Raw genomic sequence first — 23335 nt, forward strand, 5'->3', positions numbered from 1 at the left:
CCGGCCGGTCGGCGGGGCAACTCCGGCCACCTGCCGGATGGGTCGGAGCCCGCACACGCCCGATCCTGAAGCACATGACACACGACGCGCCATCGGTCTCAACGGCTCTGTCCCCGGCGCCCGCCTCGGAACAAGGCAGCCCTCCCACCACCGCTCCCGCGCCGTCGACGGGGCGGCTGACAGGCATCGATCTGGCCCGCGGACTCGCGGTCTTCGGCATGTACGCGGCCCATGTCGGCCCGGACCCGTCGCTCGGCGGGCCACTGGGCTTCGCCCTGGAACTGGCGCGCGGGCGTTCCTCCGCACTCTTCGCCCTGCTCGCCGGTTTCTCGCTCGTCCTCATCACCGGCCGCCCGCACCCCCGCACCGGTCGGGCCGGACGGCAGGCCGTCGCCAGGATCCTCATCCGCTCTGTGGTCCTGGTCGTGCTGGGCTTCGCCCTGACCGCACTGGACACCGACGTCGACGTGATCCTCGCGTTCTACGGACTGACCTTCCTCGCCGTGCTCCCGCTGTACCGGCTGCGGGTCCGGACGCTCGCGGTCATCGGCGCCGCTGGCGCGCTGGTCATGCCCCAAGTGCTGTACGTGATCCGCCAGTCGATCGACAACGGGGACTGGGCCGACACCGTCGTCCGCTGGGACCCGCTGGCACGGATCAGCGACACGGACGGTCTGGTCGAGCTGCTGTTCACCGGCGAGTACCCGGTGCTCACCTGGATGCCGTTCATGATCGTCGGCATGGTGGTCGCCCGGCTCGACCTCGGCCGGGCCAAGATCCGTACCCGACTCGCCCTGGCAGGCGGCGGGTTGGCCGTCCTCGGTTACGGCGGCTCCTGGCTCGCCCTGCGCCTGGTCCCGGACGCGCAGGCAACCGTCGCCGCGGCCACGGACGGAGACTCGGCGGCCTCGGCCTGGTGGTCCGACACCGTCGGCTACCTCACGGACGGCACCCCGGCCGCCTGGCTGTTGGTGGCCGCGCCGCACAGCCAGACGACCTTCTCCATCCTCGGCAACACGGGCGCAGCGCTCCTCGTGGTGGCCGCCTGCGTCGCCGTCACGGCCCGGATGCCCCGCGTCACGCGCCTGGCCACGCCCGTCGCCGCGGTCGGCATGATCTCCCTGACCGCCTACGTCCTGCACATCCTCGCCATCCACGTGGTCGGCATGGAGGACGAGACCGTCCCGGCCCTGGTCGCACTGCTCGCCTTCATCGCGACCGCCATGCTGCTGGCGACCGCCTGGACCCGACGGTTCCGCCGCGGCCCTCTGGAGTACCTGCTCCACGCCACAACACGGGTCACCCGCCACATCAAGTGACGTCCGGATCGGCGCGGATGCCCGTGCCCCCCCGTGCCCCCCCCGTGCCCCCGTGCCCCCGTGCCCCCGTGCCGCCCGGCCAGACCGGGCGGCATGGGCACGGGTGCTCGGGGCCCTGCGGAGGGCGGAGACCTCCTCGTCCGATACCCGGTGCTCCCGGTGAGTTGGCCGGACATCGGACCCCTCGGCATGGCGTGATACCCCGGGTAGGTATCATCCCCTCGTATCCACTCCGGTGGCACCCGAGACGCAAGGGATCCATGGCCAGTGTCTGCGACGGGGCGGTGAACCGCCTCGGACGGCTCGCTCGACCGCGATCGACGTCGCGGTTCGTCGGGCTGCTCGTGTGCGCGCTGCTCCTCGGCCTGGTCGGCATGCACGGCCTCGGACCGGTTCCCGCGGGCGCCGGTCACGACCCGATGCCGGTGGCCGCGCCGATGAGCGTGGTGGCGTCGATGCCGGACGCGTGCGATCACGGCGACGGCGGCTGCACGGGCCACGCCCAGCACGCGGATCCGACATGCGCGTCCGCGTCGGTCGCCGGTTCGCCCACGATGGTGCCGGTGCTGCTGTCCGACGTGGCGGCCTGCGCCGGAGTGCCACGGGCCGGTGCCGCCTCGACCGGCAGCGGTCCCGACGGCGGCCGGGCACCGCCCTCACTCTCCGAACTCCAACTCCTGCGGATCTAGAGCGGCCCGCGGGGCGTCGCGCGCCACATGGCGCGGCGCCGCGCTCAGGCACGCCCTTCATCCCTACCGTCCCAGGAGTTCCACCATGACAGCGCACCGCGCACTCGTCCGCCGTACCGCCCTGTCCGTCACCGCGGGAGCCGCCGCACTCGTCCTCGCCGCCTGCGGCAGTGACAGCGGCAGCGGAGGACACGACATGGGGTCCATGGAGTCCGACTCCGGCCCCACCGCGACCGCCTCGGCCAAAGCTGGCGACCACAACGACGCGGACATCTCCTTCTCCAAGGAGATGATCCAGCACCACCGCCAGGCCGTCGACATGGCCGAACTGGCCGTCGGCCGCGCCTCCTCGCAGGAGGTCAAGGACCTGGCAACGAAGGTCAAGGGGGCACAGGACCCGGAGATCAAGACCATGTCCGGCTGGCTCACCTCGTGGGGCGAGGACGTGCCCGAGGAGATGTCCGGCGCCATGGACCACGACATGTCGTCCGCCATGCCCGGCATGATGAGCGGCAAGGACATGGACGAGCTGGAGAAGGCGTCCGGCGCCGAGTTCGACACCATGTTCCTCACGATGATGGTCGAGCATCACGAGGGCGCCGTCGAGATGGCCGAGACCGAGAAGGCCGACGGCAAGTACGGTCCCGCGACGAAGCTCGCGGGCGACGTCGTGACGGCCCAGACCGCCGAGATCAAGCAGATGAACAAGATGCTCGGCAAGAGCTGACGTCTCGTCAGGATGCGGTGGGCCGACGGGGCGAGAGCCTCGTCGGCCCACTCGGGCGGCAGGCGCTCCCGCGCTCCGCCCACTCCTTCGGTGATCTCGCCGTTCGGAACACAACCTTCGGTGGTGTACGGGTGAACGGCCGCCTGCGTTCACCCGTACCCCTTGTCGTACGCCTGGCCGCTCGCGCGGACGGGAACAGCCCGGATTCGGAGAGGTACGTGTCACAGCAGCCACAGCGAGGACGGACCGGCGGCACTTTCACCGCCCACGGGGTGCGCCGCGCCGCCCTGATCGGCAGCCTTGCCCTTCTTCCCCTGGTCACGGCCTGCAGCGGCGGGAGCGATGACAAGGCCGCGAGGGACAGCAAGCCGTCGACCGCTGCCATGGCCGCGGTCGTGGCGCCGGCGAAGGTCGAGGTGATCGCCAACCTCACCGGCTGCAAGGTCAAGATCCGAACCGACGCGGACGAACTCCGCGAAGGTGTCTGCCACACGCCCGAGGGCGACTACCTCATCACGACCTTTCCCGCGGAGAAGTACAAGTTGACCTGGCTGGACAGCGCCGCCATCTACGGGGGCAAGTACCTCGTCGGCCCGCGCTGGGCCATCAGCGCGAAGCCGAACATGCTCGGACCGCTGCGCAAGAAGGTCGGCGGCACCATCCAGGACCTGGAGGCCATGCACGCGCAGCCCTCCCCGAGTTCGTCCAAGAGTTCGTCGAAGTACGGGCCGGCGCCGAGCTCGTCCTAGCGGCAGCCCCGCTCCCGTCTCCCGTCACCGAACGCCCCCTCACGGCCACCGCCATGACCGGCCTGCTCGCCGGACTCGGCGGCCCTGTTCTTCGTGCGGCCGCTTCCTCCCGCGACGGCCCGGGCGGCAAAGGAGTCCGGCAGGCGTTCACGGCGGTCGCGGACGGCGTCCGCTTCGTGCGCGGCCACCGCCTCATCGTGGGGCTGCTTCTCATCGATGCCGCGGCGATGGTCTTCACGATGCTGCAGGCGCTCTATCCGGTCCTGGCCGACGAGCAGTTCGGCGGCGGACCGGGTGTGGTGGGCCTGCTGTACGCCGCGCTCGGCCGAACGCGACCGACGCCGGTCACGGGGATGCAGAGAGACCCGCTGACACGGAGTCACCCACGAAGGGATCCGCGCGCTAGTCGACGGCTGGCGCGTAGGCGCTGATGACGTACAGGGCTTCGTCGTCGATCGCGTTCTTGTCCCAGTCCAGCGAGATCCGCTCCGGGTGGCCGGCGGGCGCGTACTCCGCCTCCGCCGTGTCGGCGTCGTCGAGCCGGGCCTGCTCCAGCTCGTCCAACAGCTTGCCGATGGTGGGTACTTCACCGGGCAACTGCTTCACCACCCGTCGGCTGTCCGCGTCGAGACCGACCGCCTCCGCCACCTTGCCGTCGCGGACGGTCACCCGGAAGGTGCCGATCAGACCCCGTTCCCCTTCACTCGACTTGAGTGTGTAGACGTACGAGTCGGGCTCCCGCCAGGTGGTCCCGGCCGGGGATGTGGCGGTCTCGGGTCCGGCCACCTGGGCGGACCCGGATCCCGAGGACGACTCAGTGCCGCAGGCGACGGTCGCCCACAGCAACCCTCCGACCAGTCCGGCGACGGACACGGAACGAAGGCTGGAGTGAACGGTGTTCAGGCGGACGACGGTCATGGTGGCTCCCTCGGGGACGGCTACCGCTATGACGCGGACCGGCCCCGGAACGTTCGGAGGCAGTGCCCATCACGTGCCGTCGCCCGCCTCCTCTTCAAACTCGTCCAGCCAGGCACCGGTTGAGGCACGCAGTGGCCCTCGCCCCTGCCCGATACGGGAGTTGGCCGGATGCGTTCTGCGCGAAGCGTTGACTAGAAAGCGCTTGCCCCTTACGTTTCCCGTTCAGCAGCGTGACCCGCCACTGGCATCTCGTATATGAGATGTCAGATGCCGGAGGCGTTATGGCCTGGGGACGTGCACTCTCCAGGATGTCGCCGCGAGCCTCGCGTGGAGGCGCGACGTTCGCAAGACGATCCACATGGTGAACATCGTTCACATACCTGAAAATGGACGCTCTCGAAGGGACGCACCCGCATGCGTACTCTCCCCCCTCTCCCCCCACGCTTCCGTCCGAGGGGACTCGTCGTCTCCACGGTCGCGGCAGCCGCTCTCGCCGTCACCACCGTCGTCGCTCTGCCGCAGTCCGCGGGTGCCGCGGAAACCTCCCCCATCGGCTTCGGCGCCGGCACCACGGGCGGCGGCGGCGCGAGCGCCGTCACCGTCTCCACGCTCGCCGCCTTCAAGACGGCCGTCACGGGCAGCACCGCCAAGGTCGTCCGGGTCAGCGGGCTGATTGCGCTCACCGGTCAGGTCGACATCGGGTCCAACACCACGGTTCTGGGCGTCGGTTCGTCGTCCGGCTTCACCGGCGGCGGGCTGCGGCTGAAGGAAGTGACGAACGTCGTCATCCGCAACCTCAACATCAGCAAGCCGCTCGCGCCCTCCGACGGCGTCACCGTGCAGAAGTCCACGAAGGTCTGGATCGACCACAACTCCTTCTCGGCGGACCGCGACCACGACAAGGACTACTACGACGGTCTGCTCGACATCAATCACGGCTCCGACAACGTCACCGTGTCCTGGAACACCTTCAAGGACCACTTCAAGGGCTCGCTCGCCGGTCACAGTGACAACAACGCGAGCGAGGACACCGGTCACCTGAAGGTCACGTACCACCACAACCACTTCAGCAACGTCTACTCGCGCATCCCCAGTCTCCGCTTCGGCACCGGTCACTTCTACGACAACTACGTCGAGGGTGCCGACACCGCCGTGCACTCACGCATGGGCGCCCAGATGCTCGTCGAGAACAACGTCTTCCGTACGACGAAGATCGCGGTCACGACGAACCGGAGCAGCGACGTGGACGGCTACGCCAACCTGCGCGGCAACGACCTCGGGGGAGCCGCCACCGAGATCTCCCGCACCGGCACCTTCACCAGCCCGCCGTACGGCTACACCGCCGAGCCCGCCTCCTCCGTCGTCTCCTCGGTGACGAGCGGCGCGGGCGCCGGAAAGCTCTGACCGACCCCCACGAACCGACCCCCACGAACCGACTCCCACAGACCGACCCCCACAACCGGAAGAAGGCACAGGGACATGACTTCTCCAGCGACCCCGCGCGCCCGCCGACGCGCGCTGACCGGCACCCTGACCGCACTCGGTCTTTCATCTGTCATGATCACAACAATCGGAGCGCCGCCGGCAAGCGCCGCCACCTGGCCGACGCCCGCCGGCAGCCAGCCCGTGAGTTCGACCATCTCCGTCTCGGGTGTCAGGGACGGCGGCATGGTGCGGTACTACGGCAGCGGCGCCCTGGCCGGTGACGGCCAGGAGGAGGGCCAGGACCCGATCTTCAAGCTCGCGGCCGGCGCGACCCTGAAGAACGTCATCATCGGCGCGCCCGGCGCCGACGGCATCCACTGCGAGGGCAACTGCACCCTGCAGAACGTGTGGTGGGAGGACGTCGGCGAGGACGCCGCCACCTTCCGCGGCGGCTCGACGTACACCGTGACGGGCGGCGGCGCCAAGAAGGCGGCCGACAAGGTGTTCCAGCACAACGGCCCTGGCACCCTGAACATCACCAACTTCGCTGTCAGCGAGTTCAAGACGCTGTACCGGTCCTGCGGCGACTGCTCCACGCAGTACACGCGCAAGGTGAACCTCAGCAACATCGAGGTCACCGGCACGGGGTCCACCGCCCGGCTCGTCGGCATCAACGTCAACCGCAACGACGTGGCGACACTCCGCGGCATCACGATCCTGAACGACTCCAGCCGAAAGGTCATCCCCTGCCAGAAGTACAACAACAACACCGCGGTCGGTACGGGTCCCGACAGCACCAACTGCCTGTACGCCGCTTCGGACATCACCTACAGGTGAGCCGAGCCAGGTGAACCGTCCCGTGTGAACCGTCGCGGGTGAGCCGTGACGTGTGGACCGAAGCCCCGGCGGCCGGACGAACTTCCCTTCCCCCCCACGGAGGTTCGCTCGGTCGCCGGGCGCGTGCGCGTCATCGACAGGCGGCGGGCCGCGGCGGCCGACTGCGGCTACGCCGCGAGCTCCTTCGTTATGCGGTCCAGCATGAACGCCGAGGACTCGTGGGCCCGTTCCTCCCAGGCGAAGACGCAGGCGGTGGCGACGCCGTCGAAGTTGAGGTCGCGGAGTGTGCCGAAGAAGGCGTCCCAGTCGACCTCGCCCTGGTCGATGTCGAGGTGCTGGTGGATGCGGCGGTGGTGCCGGGCGGGTTGAGGATGTAGCGCAGGCCGGAGGAGCCCTTGTGGTTGAAGGAGTCGGCGATGTGCACGTGCTGCAGCTTGTCCCCGGCGTAGCGCATCATCTTCGCGATGTCCGCCCCGACTTCGGCGGCCCCGGAGAGGTGGAAGGAGTGCGGGGCGCAGTAGAGGTAGTTCACCCAGGGCTTGTTGATCGCCCGTACGAGGTCGACCACTTGTACAGCGGCAGCACGGAGGACAGCAGGACGCCGTGTGCGCGCAGGGAGTTCTTCAGCTCGGCGATGCGCTCGTCGTCCGCCCGCGGGTGAAGGAAGAAGGGCATGAAGTCGTCGCGGGGCGACAACTCGATGTGCTCGTAGCCGAGTTCGGCGACCGTTCGCACCATGTCGTCCATGGGCAGGGCGCGCAGCATGTACGGGTCGAGTGCGATCTTCATGCGGTGCCTCCGTAAAGGGCCGGGCGGGGCTTCATGTCGACGGTGACGACCGCGCCGCCCGAGTCCAGGGACCGCACGGCGGCGTCGGTGATGACGGTGGCGGCATAGCCGTCCCATGCGGACGGGCCGGCGGGCTCGACGGCCGCCTCGACGGAGGCGATCCACTCGCGGAACTCGGTGTCGAAGGCGTCCACGAAGCGGCCCTTCCAGTCCTGCTGGACGGCGGTGCCGTGGCGCCCGGCGGCACGGACCCCGACAGCGGCCGGATCGGGCAACCGTACGAGGCCCTCCTCGCCGACGGTCTCGCACTGGATGTCGTAGCCGTACTGGCAGTTGACGAAGACCTCCAGGTCGACGCGGACGCCGCCGGCGGTCTCGAAGTACATGATCTGCGGATCCCTGAGGTGCGCGAACCGCTTGCTCGTGGCGCGCGGGGTGATCACCTGGGCCGAGACGATCTCGTCGTCGAGGAGCCAGCGCAGTACGTCGATCTCGTGCACTGCGGTGTCCTGCGCGGCCATGTGGGAGGTGTACGCCTCCGGGACGGCCGGGTTGCGGTGGGCGCAGTGCACGATCAGCGGGGTGCCTATGCCGCCGGCGGTGATCACCTCCTTCATCTGGCGGTAGCCCGCGTCGAAGCGGCGCATGAAGCCGACCTGGACCAGGCGCCGACCGTGGGCCCGAGGCCGAACGTCTGGGTTACGACGTCCTGCTCTCCGCGGCCGCGCAGGGCCGCAGCGAGGCGAAGGCGGTCGAGGCCCTGCTCAGCCACCGCTGCGAGGCGCTGATCCTGCTGGCCTCCGACGCGGAGGCCGCCTACCTCGACGCACTCGGACAGCGCGCGGTGACCGTCTCGGTCGGCCGGCGCGTCCCTCGCGCCCGCGTGGACTTCGTGCACTCGGCCGAGGCCAAGGGCGTACGGCAGGCCATGGACCACCTCCTCGAACTTGGTCACCGCAGGATCGTGCACATCGACGGAGGCCGTGGCCCCGGTTCGGTCGAACGCCGACGCGCCTACCGGGCCGCGATGCGCCGCCATGGGCTGGAGTCCGAGGTGCGGGTGATCCCCGGCGACCACACGGAGCGGTCGGGCATCGACACCGGCCGCCTGCTCCTTGCGGAGCGCGACCGGGGACTGCGCCTGCCCACGGCCGTTCTCGCGGGCAACGACCGTAGTGCGATGGGCCTGTTGATGTCCCTGACACGGGCCGGCACCGACGTTCCCCACGACCTGTCCGTCGTCGGATACGACGACAGCAACCTCTCCCATCTGATGCCCATCGGCCTGACCACCATGCGCCAGGACGCGCTGCTCATGGCGGAACACGCGGTCCGGTTCGCCGTGGAACGACTGGAGAACCCTGAACTGGAGCCGCGGGAGGCGGTGTTGGACCCGAAGCTCGTGGTCCGGGGGACCAGCGGACCTCGACCGGAGAGGGCGACGACCGGAGGGCCGTCGCCGGACGGGTGACCTGCGCACGTGTGGACGCGGTGTCCGGCCGTCGGACGGCCGGGTACGGCACGTGCCGTCAGCCGACGTCGAAGAGGTTCGGCAGTCGCAGGAGGTGGCGGGTGCGGTCGTGGCGTTTGAGTGCCTCCAGTTCCGGTGCCCGGTACAGCGGGGTGACGGTGCATCGTTCGGCGGCCGAACCGACCCTGTCCAGCAGGGCGTTGACGGCCTGCCGGGCCGAGGTGTTGGCGCCTTCCATGGTGGCCAGATCGATGGGCACGGCCACGTAGTCGCCTGACAGGAAGAGGTTGGGGATCTTCGTGGCCGACTGCGGACGGTGGTGGAAGGTCCCCGTCGGATGGATGAGCAACTGCTCCTCGTTGACCGGGTTCGGGGTGCCGAGTCCGTCCACGGCCGGGTCGAGGAACCAGGAGTGCAGCACGGAGTCCTTGAGGACCGTACGGCCGGTGTCGTTGAGCGACGCCTTCAACTGCGCCCACACCTCGCGGGCGACTTCGGCGCGGGTGCACTGCTTGGCGGTCTTGCCGTACAGGATGCCCGGCCGGTCCCACTCGGAGACGTCCACGGACAGACAGTCCGCGACCGTGCCGTCGCCGAAGTCCTTGGGGAAGTCATGGCCCGGCCAGTGCTGGGCCTGGGCGATCGCGGTGAGCGACCAGGGGGAGTCGATGAGGTCGAGATGGCCGTGCAGGATCGGCGTACGTTCGGTCAGATAGAACTGGATACCGGTCATCCAGTCCGTCTCCAGCCGGTCGCATTCGGCGAGTTGGGGATCGGCGGCGCGTACGGCGGAGTTCCAGGTGCGCCGGGCGTGCTCGACCGGCATGGCCGAGATGTAGTGGTCGGCGGTGACGGTCCGGCGGGCACCGCCCGGATCCTCCATGACGGCCCCGGCGATCCGGCCCGCGTCCAGGGTCAGGTCCCGTACGGTCCAGCCGACGTGGAACTCGACCCCGAGCGACTTCAGATACGTCACCCAGGGGTCGATCCAGGCCTCGTTGGTGGGCGCGTTGAGGATCCGGTCCAGCGGTCCGTCCGCGCCGCGCCCGAGGATGTTGAAGGCGAAGGCCTCCAGCAGGGTGGCGACCGTACGGGTACTCGCCTCCTCCGCCTTGGTGGCCACGATGTTGCGGGTGATGCCGATGGCGAGGATCCGCTGGTAGTCGTACGACATCCGGCCGGCCCGTACGAACTCCCACCACGGCATCTGCTCCCAGACGTCGTCTCGGCGTTCGTCGCAGCTGGTGAGGAAGACGAGGAAGCGGTTGGCGAAGTAGAGGGCCTCGTGGAGGGGGAGGTTGAAGGCGGTGTCCAGGATCGAGGTGAGGGCGCGGCGGATCTCGTCCGGGGTGAGTTCGGCGGGGGTGTTGCCGGGCCAGGGGAGTGGGATCCGGATGTCCTCGCGACCGCCCGAGCGGGCGAACAGCATCTCCTTGGGGGCGACGAGGTTGTCGTGGACGCCGTTCGGGTTGCCGGGGAAGGGGATGCGTCGCATGGTGTCGGGCAGGTTGTGGTAGATGCCGGGGATGAAGCGGAAGCCGTGCTCCCCGGGCAGGGGTTCGCGGCCGCCCGTGGCGCTGTCCGGTACGTCCATGCTGCGGGCCTTGCCGCCCAGCGCCTTGCGCTCGTAGACCGTCACCCGGAAGCCGCGTTCGGCGAGTTCGTGTGCGGCCGTGAGCCCGGCGACGCCCCCGCCCAGTACGGCCACGGTCTGCGGGGCGGCCTCGTTCTGGGCCGCGGCCCGCTGGGGAGCCGCCAGAGCGACCCCGCCGCCCGCGGCCGCTGCCGTGCCCAGGAACCCTCTGCGCGTGGTGCCGCCCATCGCTCCCCCTTACCATCGGTAACCGCTGGCGCACGAGGATACGAGCGACGCACCGATCCCGGAAGGCGACCGACGAAGCCTGGGCCACTTTGGCTTGATGCCGCATCAGGTCGGCGGCGCCGAGGGTGTGCGGCGACGGCATTCCTCGTCGCGTGCCAGGACGCGCCCCGGCCGGACAGTTCGTCCTCCTTGGGCGGATTGAGCTTGCGGTGGCCCGACCTGGTGGCCCGACCCGGTGGCCACGATCACGGCCTTGGCTCGCATGTTCTCCATGAGGACCGGGCCGTCGACACCCTCGGGAAAACCGGGGCAGTTCTCGACCTCGGTGGTCGTGGTCAGTGCGCCGCCGACGAGGACGGCGCCGACGAGGACGAGCGGCTTGGGTTCGGCGCGGGCGGTGCGGAGGCCGCGGTGTATCCGGCGGGGCCGCAGCCGATGACGAGGACCTCGCGTATGCCGTCTGTCGCGGTCGCCGTGTTCACGCCTCGCGCTTCGCGTCGACCTCGGCGATCAGGGCCTCGATACGGGTCCGGATCTCGTCCCGGATGGGCCGCACGGACTCGACTCCCTTGCCCGCCGGGTCCTCCAGGGCCCAGTCGAGATAGTGCTTGCCGGGGAAGACCGGGCAGGCGTCGCCGCAGCCCATGGTGATGACGTAGTCGGACGCCCGGACGGCCTCGGTGGTGAGGATCTTCGGCTGCTGGCCGGAGATGTCGACGCCGACCTCCTTCATGGCCTCGACCGCGGCCGGGTTGACCTGGTCGCCCGGGATCGAGCCGGCGGAACGGACCTCGATCCGGTCGCCCGCGAGGTGGGTGAGGAATCCGGCGGCCATCTGCGATCGCCCCGCGTTGTGGACGCAGACGAACAGCACGGAGGCGAGCGGAGTCGAGGACATCGGTTCTTCCTTCGTCGGTCGGGCAGGGCGGGCGGTGGGGAGGCGGTCGCAGCAATCCCCTTCGGGGTGTGGGCCTCCACAGGTTCTGGAGATGCGGGTCCCAGGAATCAGTCCGGGCTGGTATCAGCCTCGACTGATGTGAGAGTATCAGTCCATGCTGACGTCGGTCGACACTGATCTGATGCGGGTTCTGGCCGACCCGCTCCGCCTCCGGATCGTCACCCTGCTCGCCCGGGAGACGCTCTGCACCACCCACCTGATCGAGGAGACCGGCGCGAAGCAGACCAACCTCTCCAACCACCTGAGAGTGCTGCGAGAGGCCGGGGTGGTGGAGACGGAGCCGTGCGGACGGTTCACCTACTACAAGCTCTGCCCCGACGTCATCGCCCGGCTCGCCGGCCAGTTCGCCGACCTCGCCGAGTCCGCCCGTACCGCCGCCGACAACAAGCGGTCCTGCCCCTGATCCCCGTCGCTCGCCGCGGCCGTTCCAAGGAGTGACTGTTGACCGCCACCCACGAGTCCGCCGCTGAGTCCGTCATGGCCGTCGGCGAACCGCGGCCCGTACCGGGTGCCACCCCGCCCCGTACGCCGCTGACCGCCAAGGCGGCCGCCGAACTGGTCGGCACTGCCGCCCTGGTGGCGGTCGTGGTGGGCTCCGGCATCCAGGCCACCGAGCTGACCCGTGACGTGGGCGTGCAGCTGCTGGCCAACTCGCTGGCCACGGTCTTCGGGCTCGGGGTGCTGATCGTGCTGCTCGGACCGGTGTCGGGTGCGCACTTCAACCCGGCGGTGACGCTGGCCGAGTGGTGGACCGCCCGGCGGGGCGGCGCGGGCGTCACCGCCCGGGAGGTCGCCGTGTACGTCCCCGCCCAGATCGTCGGCGCGGTCGCGGGAGCCGTACTCGCCAACGCGATGTTCGACGAGCCGCCGGTGACGTGGTCCACGCACGACCGCTCGGCCGGTCACCTGCTGCTCGGCGAGGTCGTCGCCACCGCCGGTCTGATCCTGCTGATCTTCGGCCTCGCCCGCACCGACCGGCTGCGCTTCGCCCCCGCCGCGGTCGCCTCCTACATCGGCGCCGCCTACTGGTTCACCTCCTCCACCTCCTTCGCCAACCCGGCGGTGACCATCGGCCGTGCCTTCACCGACTCCTTCGCGGGAATCGCCCCCGGCTCGCTCGCGGCCTTCATCGGGATGCAACTCGTCGGCGCCGCGATCGGTCTGGCACTGGTCGCGCTGATCTTCATGCCCGGCCGAGCCGCCGCCGAACAGCCCGCCGACTGACACGGGCGCCCCGCCTGCCCTGCCTCCCGGTCCGCCAGGACGGAGTGCCGATGGCGTCACTCACCTGGGCGGCGACGGCAAACGACTTCAGTACGGCCAAGGTGTCGGCCATCGTGGCTTCGGTCGGCCGGGTGACTCTCGGGCGAACTCCAACCGACCTGTCGGGGTAATTCCCGTGATGGCATGGACAGTTCACGGATCTCTGTACGCAAGCTGTTACTCGGACCATGAGCATGGCCATGACTGCACCAACCACCGCCGACAGCTGAGGAAGCACCTGTGACAACGACGCACCGCACCAAGCGAAGAGCCGCAGCCCTCGCCTCGGGCATCGCACTCGTCACTCTGCTCGGAGCAGCCCCCGCAGGGGCAGGCGCGCCCGGTCTGCCTGTCGTGACCGCCACCAGTGAGACCACCGCGCTCTTTGACGACGAGGCGGGCGGCAACTCCGACGCCGACGACCCGGCGATCTGGCGCAACGCCGCCGACCCCGCGCGGAGTCTCGTCGTCGCCACCGCCAAGGAGGGCGGTCTGCGGGTCTACGACCTGGACGCGCGCCTGGTGCAGTCGCTGCCCGCTCCGCTCCCGCCGGGGCCGGACGACGCCCCGGGCCGCTACAACAACGTCGACCTCGTCACCGGCCTGCGCACCTCGGCCGGCCGGGCCGACGTGGCGGTGGTGAGCGACCGGGGCAACGACCGGCTGCGGATCTACCGCATCGACCCGTCGAAGCCGGGCGGCCCGCTGACCGACATCACCGACCCGGCCGCCACCCCGGTGTTCTCCGCCGACCAGGCCGAGATCAACGACCAGCGGACCGCATACGGCCTGGCCACCTGGACGGACAAAGGCACCGGCCGTACGTACGCCCTCGTGAGCCGGCGAGAGCGGACCCGCCTCGCCCTTCTCGAACTTCTGCCGGGCGCGGGTGGCACCGTCGGCTACCGCAAGGTGCGCACCCTCGACCTGCCGTCCTCGTTCCGTCTGCCGGACGGCACGACGTGGAGTCCCTGCGCGGAGCCCGGCGAACTTCCGCAGGTCGAGGGCATGGTCGTCGACCCGGCGACCGGCACGCTCTATGCCGGACAGGAGGACATCGGCATCTGGCGGCTGCGCGCCGACCTCACCGGCAAGCCGGTCCTGGTGGACAAGGTGAAGGAGTACGGCGTCCCCGGCACCTACGACGAGGGCACCGAGGAGTGCACACCGGGCGCCGACCCCGGCTACGGCGGCAAGCGGCTGTCGGCCGACGTCGAGGGTCTGACCATGTTCCAGGAGAAGGACGGCGACGGCTACCTGCTCGCCTCCAGCCAGGGCGACAACACCTTCGCCCTGTACGACCGCGAGGTGAGCGAGGACAACGAGTACGAGGGCGGCTTCCGGATCCAGGCCGCCACGTCGACGCTCGACGGTGTCGAGGAGTGCGACGGAGCCGCCGTGCTCAACGCCCCGCTGGGAGCCCGCTATCCGCGCGGTCTGCTCGTCGTCCAGGACGGCCAGGAGACGCCGGCGGTGCCGGACGGTGAGGGCGGCACGCGCACGGCGACCGGCTTCAAGTTCGTCAACCTCGGCGCTGTGGTGGACGCGGCCGACATGTGATCGCCCGCGCGTACGGCCGCCGGGGCATGACTCTTCGGCGGCCGTGCGGGCGGCTCAGTTCTTGGGGCTGAGGAGCCCGCCGAGTGCGGCCACGACCGACGGCTCGACGCGGTAGTAGACCCACGTGCCGCGCCGCTCGGAGGTGAGCAGCCCGGCCTCCCTGAGCTTCTTCAAGTGGTGGGAGACGGTCGGCTGCGAGACACCCACGTCGGAGATGTCGCACACACATGCCTCTCCGCCCTCGTGCGAGGCGACCAGGGAGAAGAGGCGCAGACGAACCGGATCGCCGAGCGCCTTGAACATCCGCGCCGTCCTTTCCGCCTCTTCGGCGGTGAAGGGACGTTCGGCCAGCGGCGGGCAGCAGGGCGCCACGGCGTCGGCACCCTCGGGTTCCAGCAGCTGCAGCACCTCGACATTCGACATACGTCTATGTTGACACATGTCGAACTAGTGAGCCAGGAGGAAGAATCAGCGGGCCAACCGGCACGCCCGCGGCGGTAGGGGCGGTCGGCCCGCGTCTTTCATGGCGCCGTCACCGTTGCCTCGGTCCGGCTCCGGCTCCGCACATGACCCGCCGGACAGGCCCCTAGACCATGCTGAGCGCCTGCATCGCATCGCGTTCGACGCGTGAGAGGTCGTAGAGGATGGAGCCGGCCTGCGTGAGGGTCCTCGCGTCGCCGGATTCGCCCGCTGTCGCGACGAGCGTGGCCACCTGCGTCCAGAGCGTGGCGGCCTCGGTGTACAGGCTGTGGCCGGTGCGCAGGTGGCTGCTGTCGATCAGCTGGGCGCACTCCGCGAGGAAGTCCCGGTAGAGATTACGGAACAGGGCACCGCCGGTACCGGCCCGCTCCATGAGGACGGCGGCCCGTGGCAGGTCCTCCCGCGGATTGGCGCTGCGCTGCAGCCACTTCGGCACCTGCTTGGCGGTCTTCTCGATGCCCCGGTGGCCCAGGTTCGCGATGGGCGGGTGCAGGAAGGCGTCGGCGCAGGTCCTTATCGCGGGGATGATCCGGTCCCGCGGTGACGTCGGACTGCTGGGCACAGTGAGGGTGAAGGAGCGGTGCCTGGCGGTCATGGGGCCGCGCTCGGCCCTGGCCCTGGCCAGGCCCGCGAGGCTGGTCGAGACGGCTCCGCCCTGCGGCGCGGTGTCCACCAGGTAGGCGTCCTGTTCGTCGTAGCCGTACATGGCCACGACATGCCCGCCGAAGTGCACCTTGGTGCTGAAGTAGTCCAGGTGGTAGCTGTCGAGTTGAAGGCCGACCGGCCGACCGGCGTCGATGGGTGCCGTCACGTTGTGCCATGCCTTGCGCGGGGAGGTGGTCTCCCCGACCATCAGCTCAAGCCCGAGTGCGGCGGCCAGGTTCCTGGTGAGCTCGAACGGCTTGACCCGGCCTCCCAGGAAGGGAAAGCCCATGTCTTTGCTGTCCCAGTAGATGAAGGACAGCCCGGAGCCGAGCCCGAACAGCATGGGTTCGGACAGGTCGAGTCCCTCATGCCGCAGCAGCACGCCCAGCGTCGTCGTCTCGCAATGCTGCATGCCGCGGACGTCGATGTCCTTCACCATGGTCATGCCGCTCATCCTCCAAGGCGTCGGCAGCCGGCCGCCACCCTCCAGGGTGCGAGTGGAGCCCCCGTCGTCCGCCCGGACTCCTCGTTCCGATCGCCGCTGCATCGATGTGTTCCTCATTCAGAACCCTCCAGATTCGACAAGCGTCTATGTTGACGCTTGTCGAAACAGGTGCCATGCTGGCCGTGCAAGAGATCGACGGATGTCGAATCAAAGGGGAATCCCGTGAACGCGCCCACCGCCGACCAGTTGCCCGTCGTGGTGATCGGAGCAGGCCCCATCGGCTTGGCCGCCGCCGCCCACCTCGTCGAGCGCGGCATCGAACCGCTGGTCCTGGAAGCCGGCCCGTCCGCGGCCACCGCCGTGCGCGACTGGTCACATGTGCGCCTGTTCTCCACCTGGGCCGAGCTCGTCGACCCCGCTGCCGAGAAGCTGCTGGCCCCCACGGGCTGGGTCCGCCCCGACGGAACCACGTACCCCACGGGCGGTGACTGGGCCGGGCAGTACCTCCAGCCGCTGGCCGATGTCCTCGGCACCAGGGTCCGATTCGGCGCGACCGTGACCGGAGTGGCCCGCGCGGGCCGTGACCGGATCGTCGACTCCGGCCGCGACGAGCAGCCCTTCACCCTGCACCTCACGCACGCCGACGGCCGCGAGGAGCGGATCACCGCCCGGGCCGTCATCGACGCCTCCGGCACCTGGTCCGTACCCGGCCCCATCGGCGCGGACGGTCTGCCCGCCCTCGGCGAGAGGACCGCCGCCGAGCGCGTCTCCTACCGGGTGCCCGACCTGACGGACCCGGTGGTCCGCGCCCGCTACGCGGGCCGGCGCACCGCGGTGATCGGCTCCGGAGCCTCCGCCTTCACCGCCCTCGCCCTGCTCGCCGACCTGGCGAAGGACGAGGACGGCACGCACGCGGTGTGGATCCTGCGCCGCGGCATCGGTGCCGGCACGTACGGGGGCGGCGAGGCCGACGAGCTTCCCGCCCGCGGGGCCCTGGGCCTGCGCGCCAAGGCCGCCGTCGAGGCCGGCCACGCAACCGCCGCGACCGGCTTCCGTACCGAGGCTGTCGAGCGCAGCGCCGACGGACGCCCGGTGCTCGTCGCCGAAGACGGCCGCCGCCTGGACCCGGTCGACGAGATCATCGTCCTCACCGGCTTCCGCCCCGACCTGTCCTTCCTCTCCGAGATCCGCCTCGGCCTCGACGAACGCCTCCAGGCCCCGACCGCGCTTGCCCCGCTCATCGACCCGAACGTCCACTCCTGCGGCACCGTCTACCCGCACGGTGTGAACGAGCTCTCCCACCCGGAGAAGGACATCTACCTGGTGGGCATGAAGTCCTACGGCCGCGCCCCGACCTTCCTCGCGATGACCGGCTACGAGCAGGTCCGCTCCATCGCCGCCTCACTCGCCGGTGACCAGGAAGCCGCCGAGCGCGTCGAGCTGACCCTGCCCGAGACCGGAGTCTGCGGTGGTGCGGGCCTGTTCGACGACCCCGACGCCGCGCAGAGCGGCGAAGGCGGCGGATGCTGCGCGGCCCCCACGGCCCTTCAGATCGGGACCGGCGCCCCGGCCCCGACCGGCGGAGGCTGCTGACCGGCCACCCCACCGCTCACCCATCAGGAGGCTCGCCATGTCCCGCGTACAGCTCGCCCTCCGCGTCCCCGACCTCACCGCGTCCATCGCCTTCTACAGCAAGCTCTTCGGCACCGAACCGGCCAAACTCCGCGACGGTTACGCCAACTTCGCCATCGCCGAGCCGCCGCTCAAACTCGTGCTCGTCGAAGGCACCCCGGACGAGGCAACCCGCCTTGACCACCTGGGCGTCGAGGTCGGGACCACCGACGCCGTCCACGCCGCCACCACCCGGCTGAGGGACGAAGGCCTGCACACCGACGTGGAGAACGACACCACCTGCTGCTACGCCCTGCAGGACAAGGTGTGGGTCCACGGCCCCGGCCGGGAACCCTGGGAGGTGTACGTCGTCAAGTCCGACGCCGACACCCTCGCCAAGCGGCAGGGCAGCACCTGCTGCACCGACCCGGCGGCCGCCGACACCGGCGGGCCGGAGCCCGTCACCGCGGGCGGCGGCTGTTGCTGACAGCCCGATGAGCGACCTTCACACCAGCCGGGCCGCGACCGGAACGGGGGACCGGTCGCGGCCTCGCGCGGCCCTGCCGGCCCTGTGCGCCACGCAGATCACCAGCTGGGGCATCATCTACTACGCCTTCCCGGTGCTCAACGCCCGCATCACCGCCGACACAGGCTGGTCCACCACCGCCACGACCGGGGCCTTCTCGGGCGCCCTGGTCGTCTCCGCACTCGCCGGCATACCCCTCGGCCGCATCCTCGACCGCCGAGGGCCGCGCGCCGTGATGACCGCCGGCTCGCTGCTCGGTGTCGCCGCGATACTGGCCATCGCATACGCACCCAACCTCGCGCTCTTCAGCACCGCTTGGCTGGCCGCAGGAGTCGCGATGGCGGCAACCTTCTACCAACCCGCCTTCGCCGCACTCACCCGCTGGTGGGGAGAGGACAGAGTCCGCGCTCTCACGATCGTCACACTCGCGGGCGGCCTGGCCTCCACCGCATTCGCCCCGCTGACAGCCGTCCTGGCCGAACACCTCAGCTGGCGCAGCACATACGCAGTCCTTGCCCTGATCCTCGCGGCCGTCACACTCCCGGCCCACGCGTTCGCGTTGCGCGCCCCATGGCCACCGCCGGCACCTCCGCATCCCACCCAACAGATGGACGGCAACAGGTCGGTTACCCGCAGCCGCCCCTTCCTGATGCTCGCCGCCGCATTCACTCTCAACGGTTTCGCGATGTACGCCGTCGTCATCGCCCTGGTCCCACTGCTGACCGAGCGCGGCGCCGGCCCGACCGCGGCCGCCTGGGCCCTCGGCCTCGGCGGCGCGGGCCAGACGCTCGGCCGAACCCTCTACGCGACGCTCGCCCGCCGTACGGGCGTCACCACGCGGACGGTCACGCTGATCGCCGCGGGCGGGGCCACCACCGCGGCCCTCGCCGCAGTTCCCGGCCCCTTCTCCCTACTGGTGCTGCTGTCCCTCCTCGCGGGAATGGTCCGCGGCAACCTCACCCTGCTCCAGGCCACCGCCGTCACCGACCGCTGGGGCGTGACGCACTACGGCACCCTTTCCGCACTGCTCGCGGCCCCGGCCACCATCGCGGGCGCGCTCGCCCCGTTCGCCGGAGCCGCCCTCGCCGGGCCCCTCGGCGGATACCCCCACCTGTTCGCCCTGCTCGCCGCCGTGTCGGGAACCGCTGCCCTCCTTGCGCTCGGCACGCGATCGCGTCGCTGATCCCACCTCGTTCCCGGCCTGCCGTTACTGCAATGCGTGGACCGCGGCCGAGAACACCGGAGGCATCCGGGAAGCTGCGGGGACGATGAGGCGGGCGGTGCCGGGTCGGCCGCTCGCGGCCAGCAAGGCTCCGGTCAGCAGTCGGTGACGCCGGGTCAGCCGGGTCCAGGCGCGCTCGTACGCATCCGGTCGCCCGGCGGCCAGGCAGCGGACGGCGGCCCCGGCCGTCGCCAGCGCGAGGGCGATGCCCTCGCCGGTGAGGGCGTCCAGGTAGCCCGCGGCGTCGCCGACGAGCAGGACCCGGCCGGCTCTTCTGCGCCGCACCCGCTGCCGCAGCGGTCCGGCGCCGCGTACCTCCGTCGCGGTCGTTCCGCGCAGCGACGCGGCGAGGGCGGGGAAGGCGGCCAGATGCTCGTCGTACCCGCGACGGCTGCGGCTGAGGACCGCGACGCCCACCAGGTCGTCGCCGACCGGTGTCACATAGGCCTCACCGTGCCGGGACCAGTGGACCTCCACGAAGTCCGTCCACGGTTCGACGCGGTAGTGCCGGCGCAGTCCGTAGCGGCCGTGGGGGCGGTTCGGCAGGTCCAGCCCCAGGCCGCGGCGCACCGGGGAGTGCAGGCCGTCGGCTGCGATCAGCCAACGGGCCGTGGTCCCGGCGGCGGTGACCGTGTCCGTGCTCTGGTGTACCGCGCCGACCTTGCCCGGCACCATGCGCACGCCGAGGTCGAGGGCGCGCTGGTGCAGTGCGGAGTGCAGCGTCGTACGGCGGATGCCCAGCCCGCCGCGGCCGCGGAAGGGAGCTTCGGCGCGGGCGGTGCCGTCCACGTAGCGGATGCCGCGCAGTTCGCGCCCACTGGCTTCGACGCCCAGCGCTCGCAGCGCGGCGACTCCGCCTGGCATGACACCTTCTCCGCAGGCCTTGTCCACGGGCGAGGTCCGGGGTTCGACGACGACGGCCTCCAGGCCGGCGAGCGCGGCGTGGATGGCGGCGGCCAGACCGGCCGGTCCGCCGCCGGCCACCAGTACGTCGATCACGCCGGAGCGGGCGTGGTCGAGGTGGTCGCGGCGGCGAGCGCCCGGTTCTCGCAGCGGATGCGCACGGTGAGCAGAGCGGCGTTGAGCACCGTGAACGCGGCTGCGGTGACCCACGCGGTGTGGACGAGTGGCAGGGCCAGGCCCTCGGCGACGACGGCCACGTAGTTCGGGTGTCGCAGCCACCGCCGGCGGTAGGGGCCGCCGGTCACCAGTGGCAGGCCGGGTACGACGATCACCCGGGTGTTCCAGCGGGGTCCCAGGGTGTGGATGCACCACCACCGCAGCGCCTGGGAGGCCGCCAGCACGGCCAGCATCGGCCAGGCCAGGGCGGGTACGAAGGGGCGGTCGGCCAGCCACACCTCGGCCGGGCAGGCGATCAGCAGGCCGGTGTGGAGGGCGACCATCGCGGGGTAGTGGCCCTGCCCGGTCACGGTCGCGCCGCGGGCGGTGCTCCACCGCTCGTTGCGGCGGGCGACGACGAGTTCGGCGACGCGCTCGCCGGCGACGGCCGCCACGAGCAGTCCGTACCAGATCATGTGTCCACCGTCCTTCGTGTCCTTCGCGTACTTCGTGTCTTTCTCCGGGGCGAACTACCAGCGCAGCAGGACGAGTTCACTGGCGAAGCCGGGCCCCATCGCCAGCAGTACACCCGGCGTGCCCGGCGGCGGGCGGCGTTCGGCCAGGGTGTCGCGCAGTACGTGGAGCACCGACGACGAGGACAGGTTGCCCACGTCGGCCAGGTGACGCCACGTCACATCGAGCGCCTCCTCCGGCAGGTCGAGGGCCTCGGTGACGGCCTCAAGGACCTTGGGGCCTCCCGGGTGGCACACCCAGGCGGTCACGTCCTTCCGTTTGATCCCGTGGTCGCCGAGGAACCCCTCGACGTCATCGGCGAGGTAGCGGCGCACCACATCTGGGACCTGCGGGTCGAGGACGACCCGGAAGCCGGAGTCCTTGATGTCCCAGCCCATGACGCGCCCGGTGTCCGGATACAGGTGGCTGCGGGTGTCCACGATCGTCGGGCCGGCGCGCTCGTCCCGATGGCCCTGACGGACCGGGATGCCCCGGCGGTTCGCGCCGCAGGCGACGACCGCGGCGGCGCCGTCGCCGAACAGCCCGGTGGCGACCAGGTTGGCCATGGAGGCGTCGTTGCGCTGGAAGGTGAGCGAGCACAGCTCGACCGACAGCAGCACCGCGACGTGGTCGGGCCGGCCGAGCAGGTAGTCGTGCATACGGGCCAGGCCGGCGGCGCCGCCGGCACAGCCCAGGCCGAACAGGGGCAGCCGTTTGACGTCCGGCCGCAGTCCGAGGCGGCCGGCCAGCCGTGCGTCGATCGAGGGGGTCGCGATGCCGGTGACGGACGTGAAGATCAGCAGGTCCACGTCGGCTGCGGACAGACCGGCCAGGTCCAGTGCGTCCCGGACGGCCCTGGCGCCCAGGTCGGTGGCGGCGGTGATGAAGACGTCGTTGGCGGCGCCGAATCCGTCCAGTTCCCCGTAGCGTTCGAGCGGCAGCGTCATGTGGCGCGAACGGACCTTCGCACTGTGGTGCAGCCGGTCCAGGACCCGGCGGTCGGTGCCCTCGGGCAGGCAGGTGCGGGCCACCATGTCGGTGATCTCGGACTGGGTGCGACGGTGCGGTGCGAGGGCACCGTGAACGGCGGCGATCCGCGTCATATGGCTCCCGTCCGGTTCCCGGCTCTGGTGAGTTGCCATCCACTCTGGTGAGTTGCTCCCCACGTGTTCCCCGGCCCGGGACGTCGACACCATGAATCGCCCGTCCGGCCGTTCCTCCCGGGGGGCGTGTGCTCCGGCCGGGGTGAGGCCCGGGCGCCTACGATCGGCCGGGTGGGCACTGCCGAGCAGTCGACGGGCGGTCCGGCCGCGAGTTGGGCGGGCCGGGTGGGCGGCCTGGCCGGATCGTGCCACCCCGGGCCTGTCGTGGCGGTCACCGCCCTGATGGCCGCTCTGGCCGTCACTGCCGGCCAGAGTGCCGCGAGTTGCGTCCTGACCGCCACTGCCGTGCTGACCGGGCAGCTGTCCGTCGGCTGGTGCAACGACGCGTTCGACGCCCGCCGGGACATCGCGGCAGGACGCCGTGGCAAGCCCGTCGCCGACGGCACGGTCGGTGTGACGGAGGTGTGGGTGGCCGCGTATGCCGCGCTGGCGCTGTGCGTGCCGCTCTCGCTCGCCTGTGGCCTGTGGGCGGGCGCCGTTCACCTGACCGGGGTGGCGGCGGCGTGGGCGTACGACCTGCGGCTCAAGGCGACAGCATGGTCCTGGGCGCCGTACGCGGTGGGCTTCGCGGCGCTCCCGGCGTTCGTGGCGCTGGGCCTGCCGGGGCAGCCGTGGCCGGCCTGGTGGGTCGTCACCGCCGGGGCCCTACTGGGGGTCGGCGCCCACCTCGGAGACGTACTGCCGGACATCCGCGGGGATCTGGCGACGGGCGTACGGGGATGGCCGCACCGGCTGGGCCCGGACGGCGCGCGGCTGCTGCTGCCGGTGCCGCTGGTGGCCGCGTCCGCGGTGCTGGCGCTGGGGCCCGCCGGACCACCCGGCCGGTGGGGGGTGGCGGCGCTGGCGGTGGCCGTCCTGGTCGCGGTGGCGGGGACGGTACTGGGACGCCATTGGGAGCGGGCGGCGTTCGCGGCAGCGGTCGCCGTGGCGGTGGTGGACGTGGCGCTACTGCTGCTGCGCGGCACCGGAATCGCCTGACAGCGCGGCCTCGCCGACAGGCTCCCACCAGGCGTACAAGCCCGCGGTCCTGGGCAGCGCGGTGGTCGCGGCGTCGAGAGCTCGCGGCGTGGCGAGCAGGGCGGCCGTGACCTGACGAAGGACTCCGTCATCGAGCATGGGCCGCACCCTGGTCGGCGCCGGGCGC

Annotated in this window: 23 protein-coding genes and 4 pseudogenes; 15 read left to right on the forward strand and 12 right to left on the reverse strand. The window is 71.0% G+C overall.

Features of this window, described 5'->3' with window-relative positions; translation table 11 throughout:
* Positions 1–74: 74 nt before the first annotated feature.
* The 5 genes from ACZ5VQ_RS30945 to ACZ5VQ_RS30965 all read left to right on the forward strand — a co-directional run bounded on the left by ACZ5VQ_RS30945 (position 75) and on the right by ACZ5VQ_RS30965 (position 3915).
* Positions 75–1319: a DUF418 domain-containing protein gene (locus ACZ5VQ_RS30945; RefSeq protein WP_469107777.1), complete on the forward strand. Its 1245-nt coding sequence runs from the start codon at positions 75–77 to the stop codon at positions 1317–1319.
* 260 nt (positions 1320–1579) lie between these two features.
* On the forward strand, positions 1580–2008 hold the full coding sequence (locus ACZ5VQ_RS30950) for a DUF6153 family protein (protein ID WP_469107778.1): 429 nt from the start codon (positions 1580–1582) through the stop codon (positions 2006–2008).
* An 85-nt stretch (positions 2009–2093) separates the two neighbouring features.
* Positions 2094–2735, forward strand: a complete 642-nt coding sequence (locus ACZ5VQ_RS30955) for a DUF305 domain-containing protein (RefSeq protein WP_469107779.1) — start codon at positions 2094–2096, stop codon at positions 2733–2735.
* A gap of 218 nt (positions 2736–2953) precedes the next feature.
* Complete coding sequence (locus ACZ5VQ_RS30960; protein ID WP_469107780.1) at positions 2954–3484, forward strand: hypothetical protein; 531 nt, start codon at positions 2954–2956, stop codon at positions 3482–3484.
* A 53-nt stretch (positions 3485–3537) separates the two neighbouring features.
* Entirely contained in the window at positions 3538–3915 is a 378-nt protein-coding gene (locus tag ACZ5VQ_RS30965) for a hypothetical protein (RefSeq protein WP_469107781.1), read from the forward strand.
* Here the strand turns inward: ACZ5VQ_RS30965 and ACZ5VQ_RS30970 are convergent.
* Positions 3887–4402: a DUF6174 domain-containing protein gene (locus ACZ5VQ_RS30970; RefSeq protein WP_469107782.1), complete on the reverse strand. Its 516-nt coding sequence runs from the start codon at positions 4400–4402 to the stop codon at positions 3887–3889. The two genes, ACZ5VQ_RS30965 and ACZ5VQ_RS30970, sit on opposite strands and share 29 nt — an antisense overlap.
* Positions 4403–4816: 414 nt before the next feature.
* On the opposite strand from ACZ5VQ_RS30970, the gene ACZ5VQ_RS30975 reads away from it, so the two are divergent.
* Both ACZ5VQ_RS30975 and ACZ5VQ_RS30980 read left to right on the forward strand, forming a co-directional pair.
* Entirely contained in the window at positions 4817–5806 is a 990-nt protein-coding gene (locus ACZ5VQ_RS30975; RefSeq protein WP_469107783.1) for a pectate lyase family protein, read from the forward strand.
* Between the two features lie 75 nt (positions 5807–5881).
* Positions 5882–6664, forward strand: coding sequence for a pectate lyase (locus ACZ5VQ_RS30980; RefSeq protein WP_469107784.1), 783 nt, complete (start codon positions 5882–5884; stop codon positions 6662–6664).
* 167 nt (positions 6665–6831) lie between these two features.
* Here the strand turns inward: ACZ5VQ_RS30980 and ACZ5VQ_RS30985 are convergent.
* Positions 6832–7453 (reverse strand): annotated as a pseudogene (locus ACZ5VQ_RS30985) (TIM barrel protein).
* Positions 7450–8136 (reverse strand): annotated as a pseudogene (locus ACZ5VQ_RS30990) (Gfo/Idh/MocA family protein); the annotation flags it as partial. The pseudogenes ACZ5VQ_RS30985 and ACZ5VQ_RS30990, both read right to left, overlap by 4 nt.
* On the opposite strand from ACZ5VQ_RS30990, the pseudogene ACZ5VQ_RS30995 reads away from it, so the two are divergent.
* Positions 8133–8924: pseudogene (locus ACZ5VQ_RS30995) on the forward strand (LacI family DNA-binding transcriptional regulator); the annotation flags it as partial. The pseudogenes ACZ5VQ_RS30990 and ACZ5VQ_RS30995 sit on opposite strands and share 4 nt — an antisense overlap.
* Before the next feature lie 58 nt (positions 8925–8982).
* On the opposite strand, the gene ACZ5VQ_RS31000 reads toward ACZ5VQ_RS30995, so the two are convergent.
* From ACZ5VQ_RS31000 to ACZ5VQ_RS31010, 3 genes and pseudogenes are all read right to left on the reverse strand, one after another.
* Positions 8983–10746 (reverse strand): hydroxysqualene dehydroxylase, encoded by a 1764-nt coding sequence (locus ACZ5VQ_RS31000; RefSeq protein WP_469107785.1) that lies wholly within the window; start codon positions 10744–10746, stop codon positions 8983–8985.
* Between the two features lie 146 nt (positions 10747–10892).
* Positions 10893–11228 (reverse strand): annotated as a pseudogene (locus ACZ5VQ_RS31005) (thioredoxin-disulfide reductase); the annotation flags it as partial.
* A complete protein-coding gene (locus tag ACZ5VQ_RS31010) occupies positions 11225–11644 on the reverse strand; it encodes an arsenate reductase ArsC (RefSeq protein WP_469107786.1) in 420 nt (139 codons plus the stop codon). The pseudogene ACZ5VQ_RS31005 and the gene ACZ5VQ_RS31010, both read right to left, overlap by 4 nt.
* A gap of 154 nt (positions 11645–11798) precedes the next feature.
* Here ACZ5VQ_RS31010 and ACZ5VQ_RS31015 point away from each other — a divergent pair, with 154 nt between their 5' ends.
* From ACZ5VQ_RS31015 to ACZ5VQ_RS31025, 3 genes are all read left to right on the forward strand, one after another.
* Positions 11799–12107, forward strand: coding sequence for an ArsR/SmtB family transcription factor (locus ACZ5VQ_RS31015; protein WP_362069358.1), 309 nt, complete (start codon positions 11799–11801; stop codon positions 12105–12107).
* Positions 12108–12181: 74 nt separating this feature from the next.
* Positions 12182–12928 (forward strand): aquaporin, encoded by a 747-nt coding sequence (locus tag ACZ5VQ_RS31020; RefSeq protein WP_469108014.1) that lies wholly within the window; start codon positions 12182–12184, stop codon positions 12926–12928.
* A gap of 279 nt (positions 12929–13207) precedes the next feature.
* Positions 13208–14527, forward strand: a complete 1320-nt coding sequence (locus ACZ5VQ_RS31025) for a phytase (protein ID WP_469107787.1) — start codon at positions 13208–13210, stop codon at positions 14525–14527.
* A 54-nt stretch (positions 14528–14581) separates the two neighbouring features.
* Here ACZ5VQ_RS31025 and ACZ5VQ_RS31030 read toward each other — a convergent pair whose 3' ends face one another.
* Positions 14582–14950, reverse strand: coding sequence for an ArsR/SmtB family transcription factor (locus ACZ5VQ_RS31030; RefSeq protein WP_469107788.1), 369 nt, complete (start codon positions 14948–14950; stop codon positions 14582–14584).
* A 163-nt stretch (positions 14951–15113) separates the two neighbouring features.
* The gene (locus ACZ5VQ_RS31035) at positions 15114–16097 is read right to left on the reverse strand and encodes a BtrH N-terminal domain-containing protein (RefSeq protein WP_469107789.1); all 984 of its coding nucleotides are present in this window, start codon (positions 16095–16097) and stop codon (positions 15114–15116) included.
* Between the two features lie 222 nt (positions 16098–16319).
* On the opposite strand from ACZ5VQ_RS31035, the gene ACZ5VQ_RS31040 reads away from it, so the two are divergent.
* The 3 genes from ACZ5VQ_RS31040 to ACZ5VQ_RS31050 are packed head-to-tail and all read left to right on the forward strand — an operon-like array spanning position 16320 to position 19417.
* Complete coding sequence (locus ACZ5VQ_RS31040) at positions 16320–17690, forward strand: NAD(P)-binding domain-containing protein (protein ID WP_469107790.1); 1371 nt, start codon at positions 16320–16322, stop codon at positions 17688–17690.
* A 37-nt stretch (positions 17691–17727) separates the two neighbouring features.
* A complete protein-coding gene (locus ACZ5VQ_RS31045) occupies positions 17728–18195 on the forward strand; it encodes an ArsI/CadI family heavy metal resistance metalloenzyme (RefSeq protein ID WP_469107791.1) in 468 nt (155 codons plus the stop codon).
* Between the two features lie 7 nt (positions 18196–18202).
* Complete coding sequence (locus ACZ5VQ_RS31050; protein ID WP_469107792.1) at positions 18203–19417, forward strand: MFS transporter; 1215 nt, start codon at positions 18203–18205, stop codon at positions 19415–19417.
* A 24-nt stretch (positions 19418–19441) separates the two neighbouring features.
* On the opposite strand, the gene ACZ5VQ_RS31055 is transcribed toward ACZ5VQ_RS31050, so the two are convergent.
* From ACZ5VQ_RS31055 to ACZ5VQ_RS31065, 3 genes are read right to left on the reverse strand one after another with little or no spacing between them, the layout of a single operon-like run.
* Positions 19442–20455, reverse strand: a complete 1014-nt coding sequence (locus ACZ5VQ_RS31055; protein WP_469107793.1) for an NAD(P)/FAD-dependent oxidoreductase — start codon at positions 20453–20455, stop codon at positions 19442–19444.
* Positions 20452–20991, reverse strand: coding sequence for an isoprenylcysteine carboxyl methyltransferase family protein (locus ACZ5VQ_RS31060; protein ID WP_469107794.1), 540 nt, complete (start codon positions 20989–20991; stop codon positions 20452–20454). Before ACZ5VQ_RS31060 ends, ACZ5VQ_RS31055 begins: the two co-directional genes overlap by 4 nt.
* A 54-nt stretch (positions 20992–21045) precedes the next feature.
* Positions 21046–22131, reverse strand: a complete 1086-nt coding sequence (locus ACZ5VQ_RS31065; RefSeq protein WP_469107795.1) for a type III polyketide synthase — start codon at positions 22129–22131, stop codon at positions 21046–21048.
* Positions 22132–22302: 171 nt separating this feature from the next.
* Between ACZ5VQ_RS31065 and ACZ5VQ_RS31070 the strand changes: the two genes are divergently transcribed.
* A complete protein-coding gene (locus ACZ5VQ_RS31070) occupies positions 22303–23169 on the forward strand; it encodes a UbiA family prenyltransferase (protein WP_469107796.1) in 867 nt (288 codons plus the stop codon).
* On the opposite strand, the gene ACZ5VQ_RS31075 is transcribed toward ACZ5VQ_RS31070, so the two are convergent.
* Entirely contained in the window at positions 23137–23307 is a 171-nt protein-coding gene (locus ACZ5VQ_RS31075) for a hypothetical protein (RefSeq protein WP_362069390.1), read from the reverse strand. The genes ACZ5VQ_RS31070 and ACZ5VQ_RS31075 overlap by 33 nt on opposite strands.
* Positions 23308–23335: the final 28 nt, after the last annotated feature.

This window comes from Streptomyces sp. NPDC033178 (genome assembly GCF_055577685.1).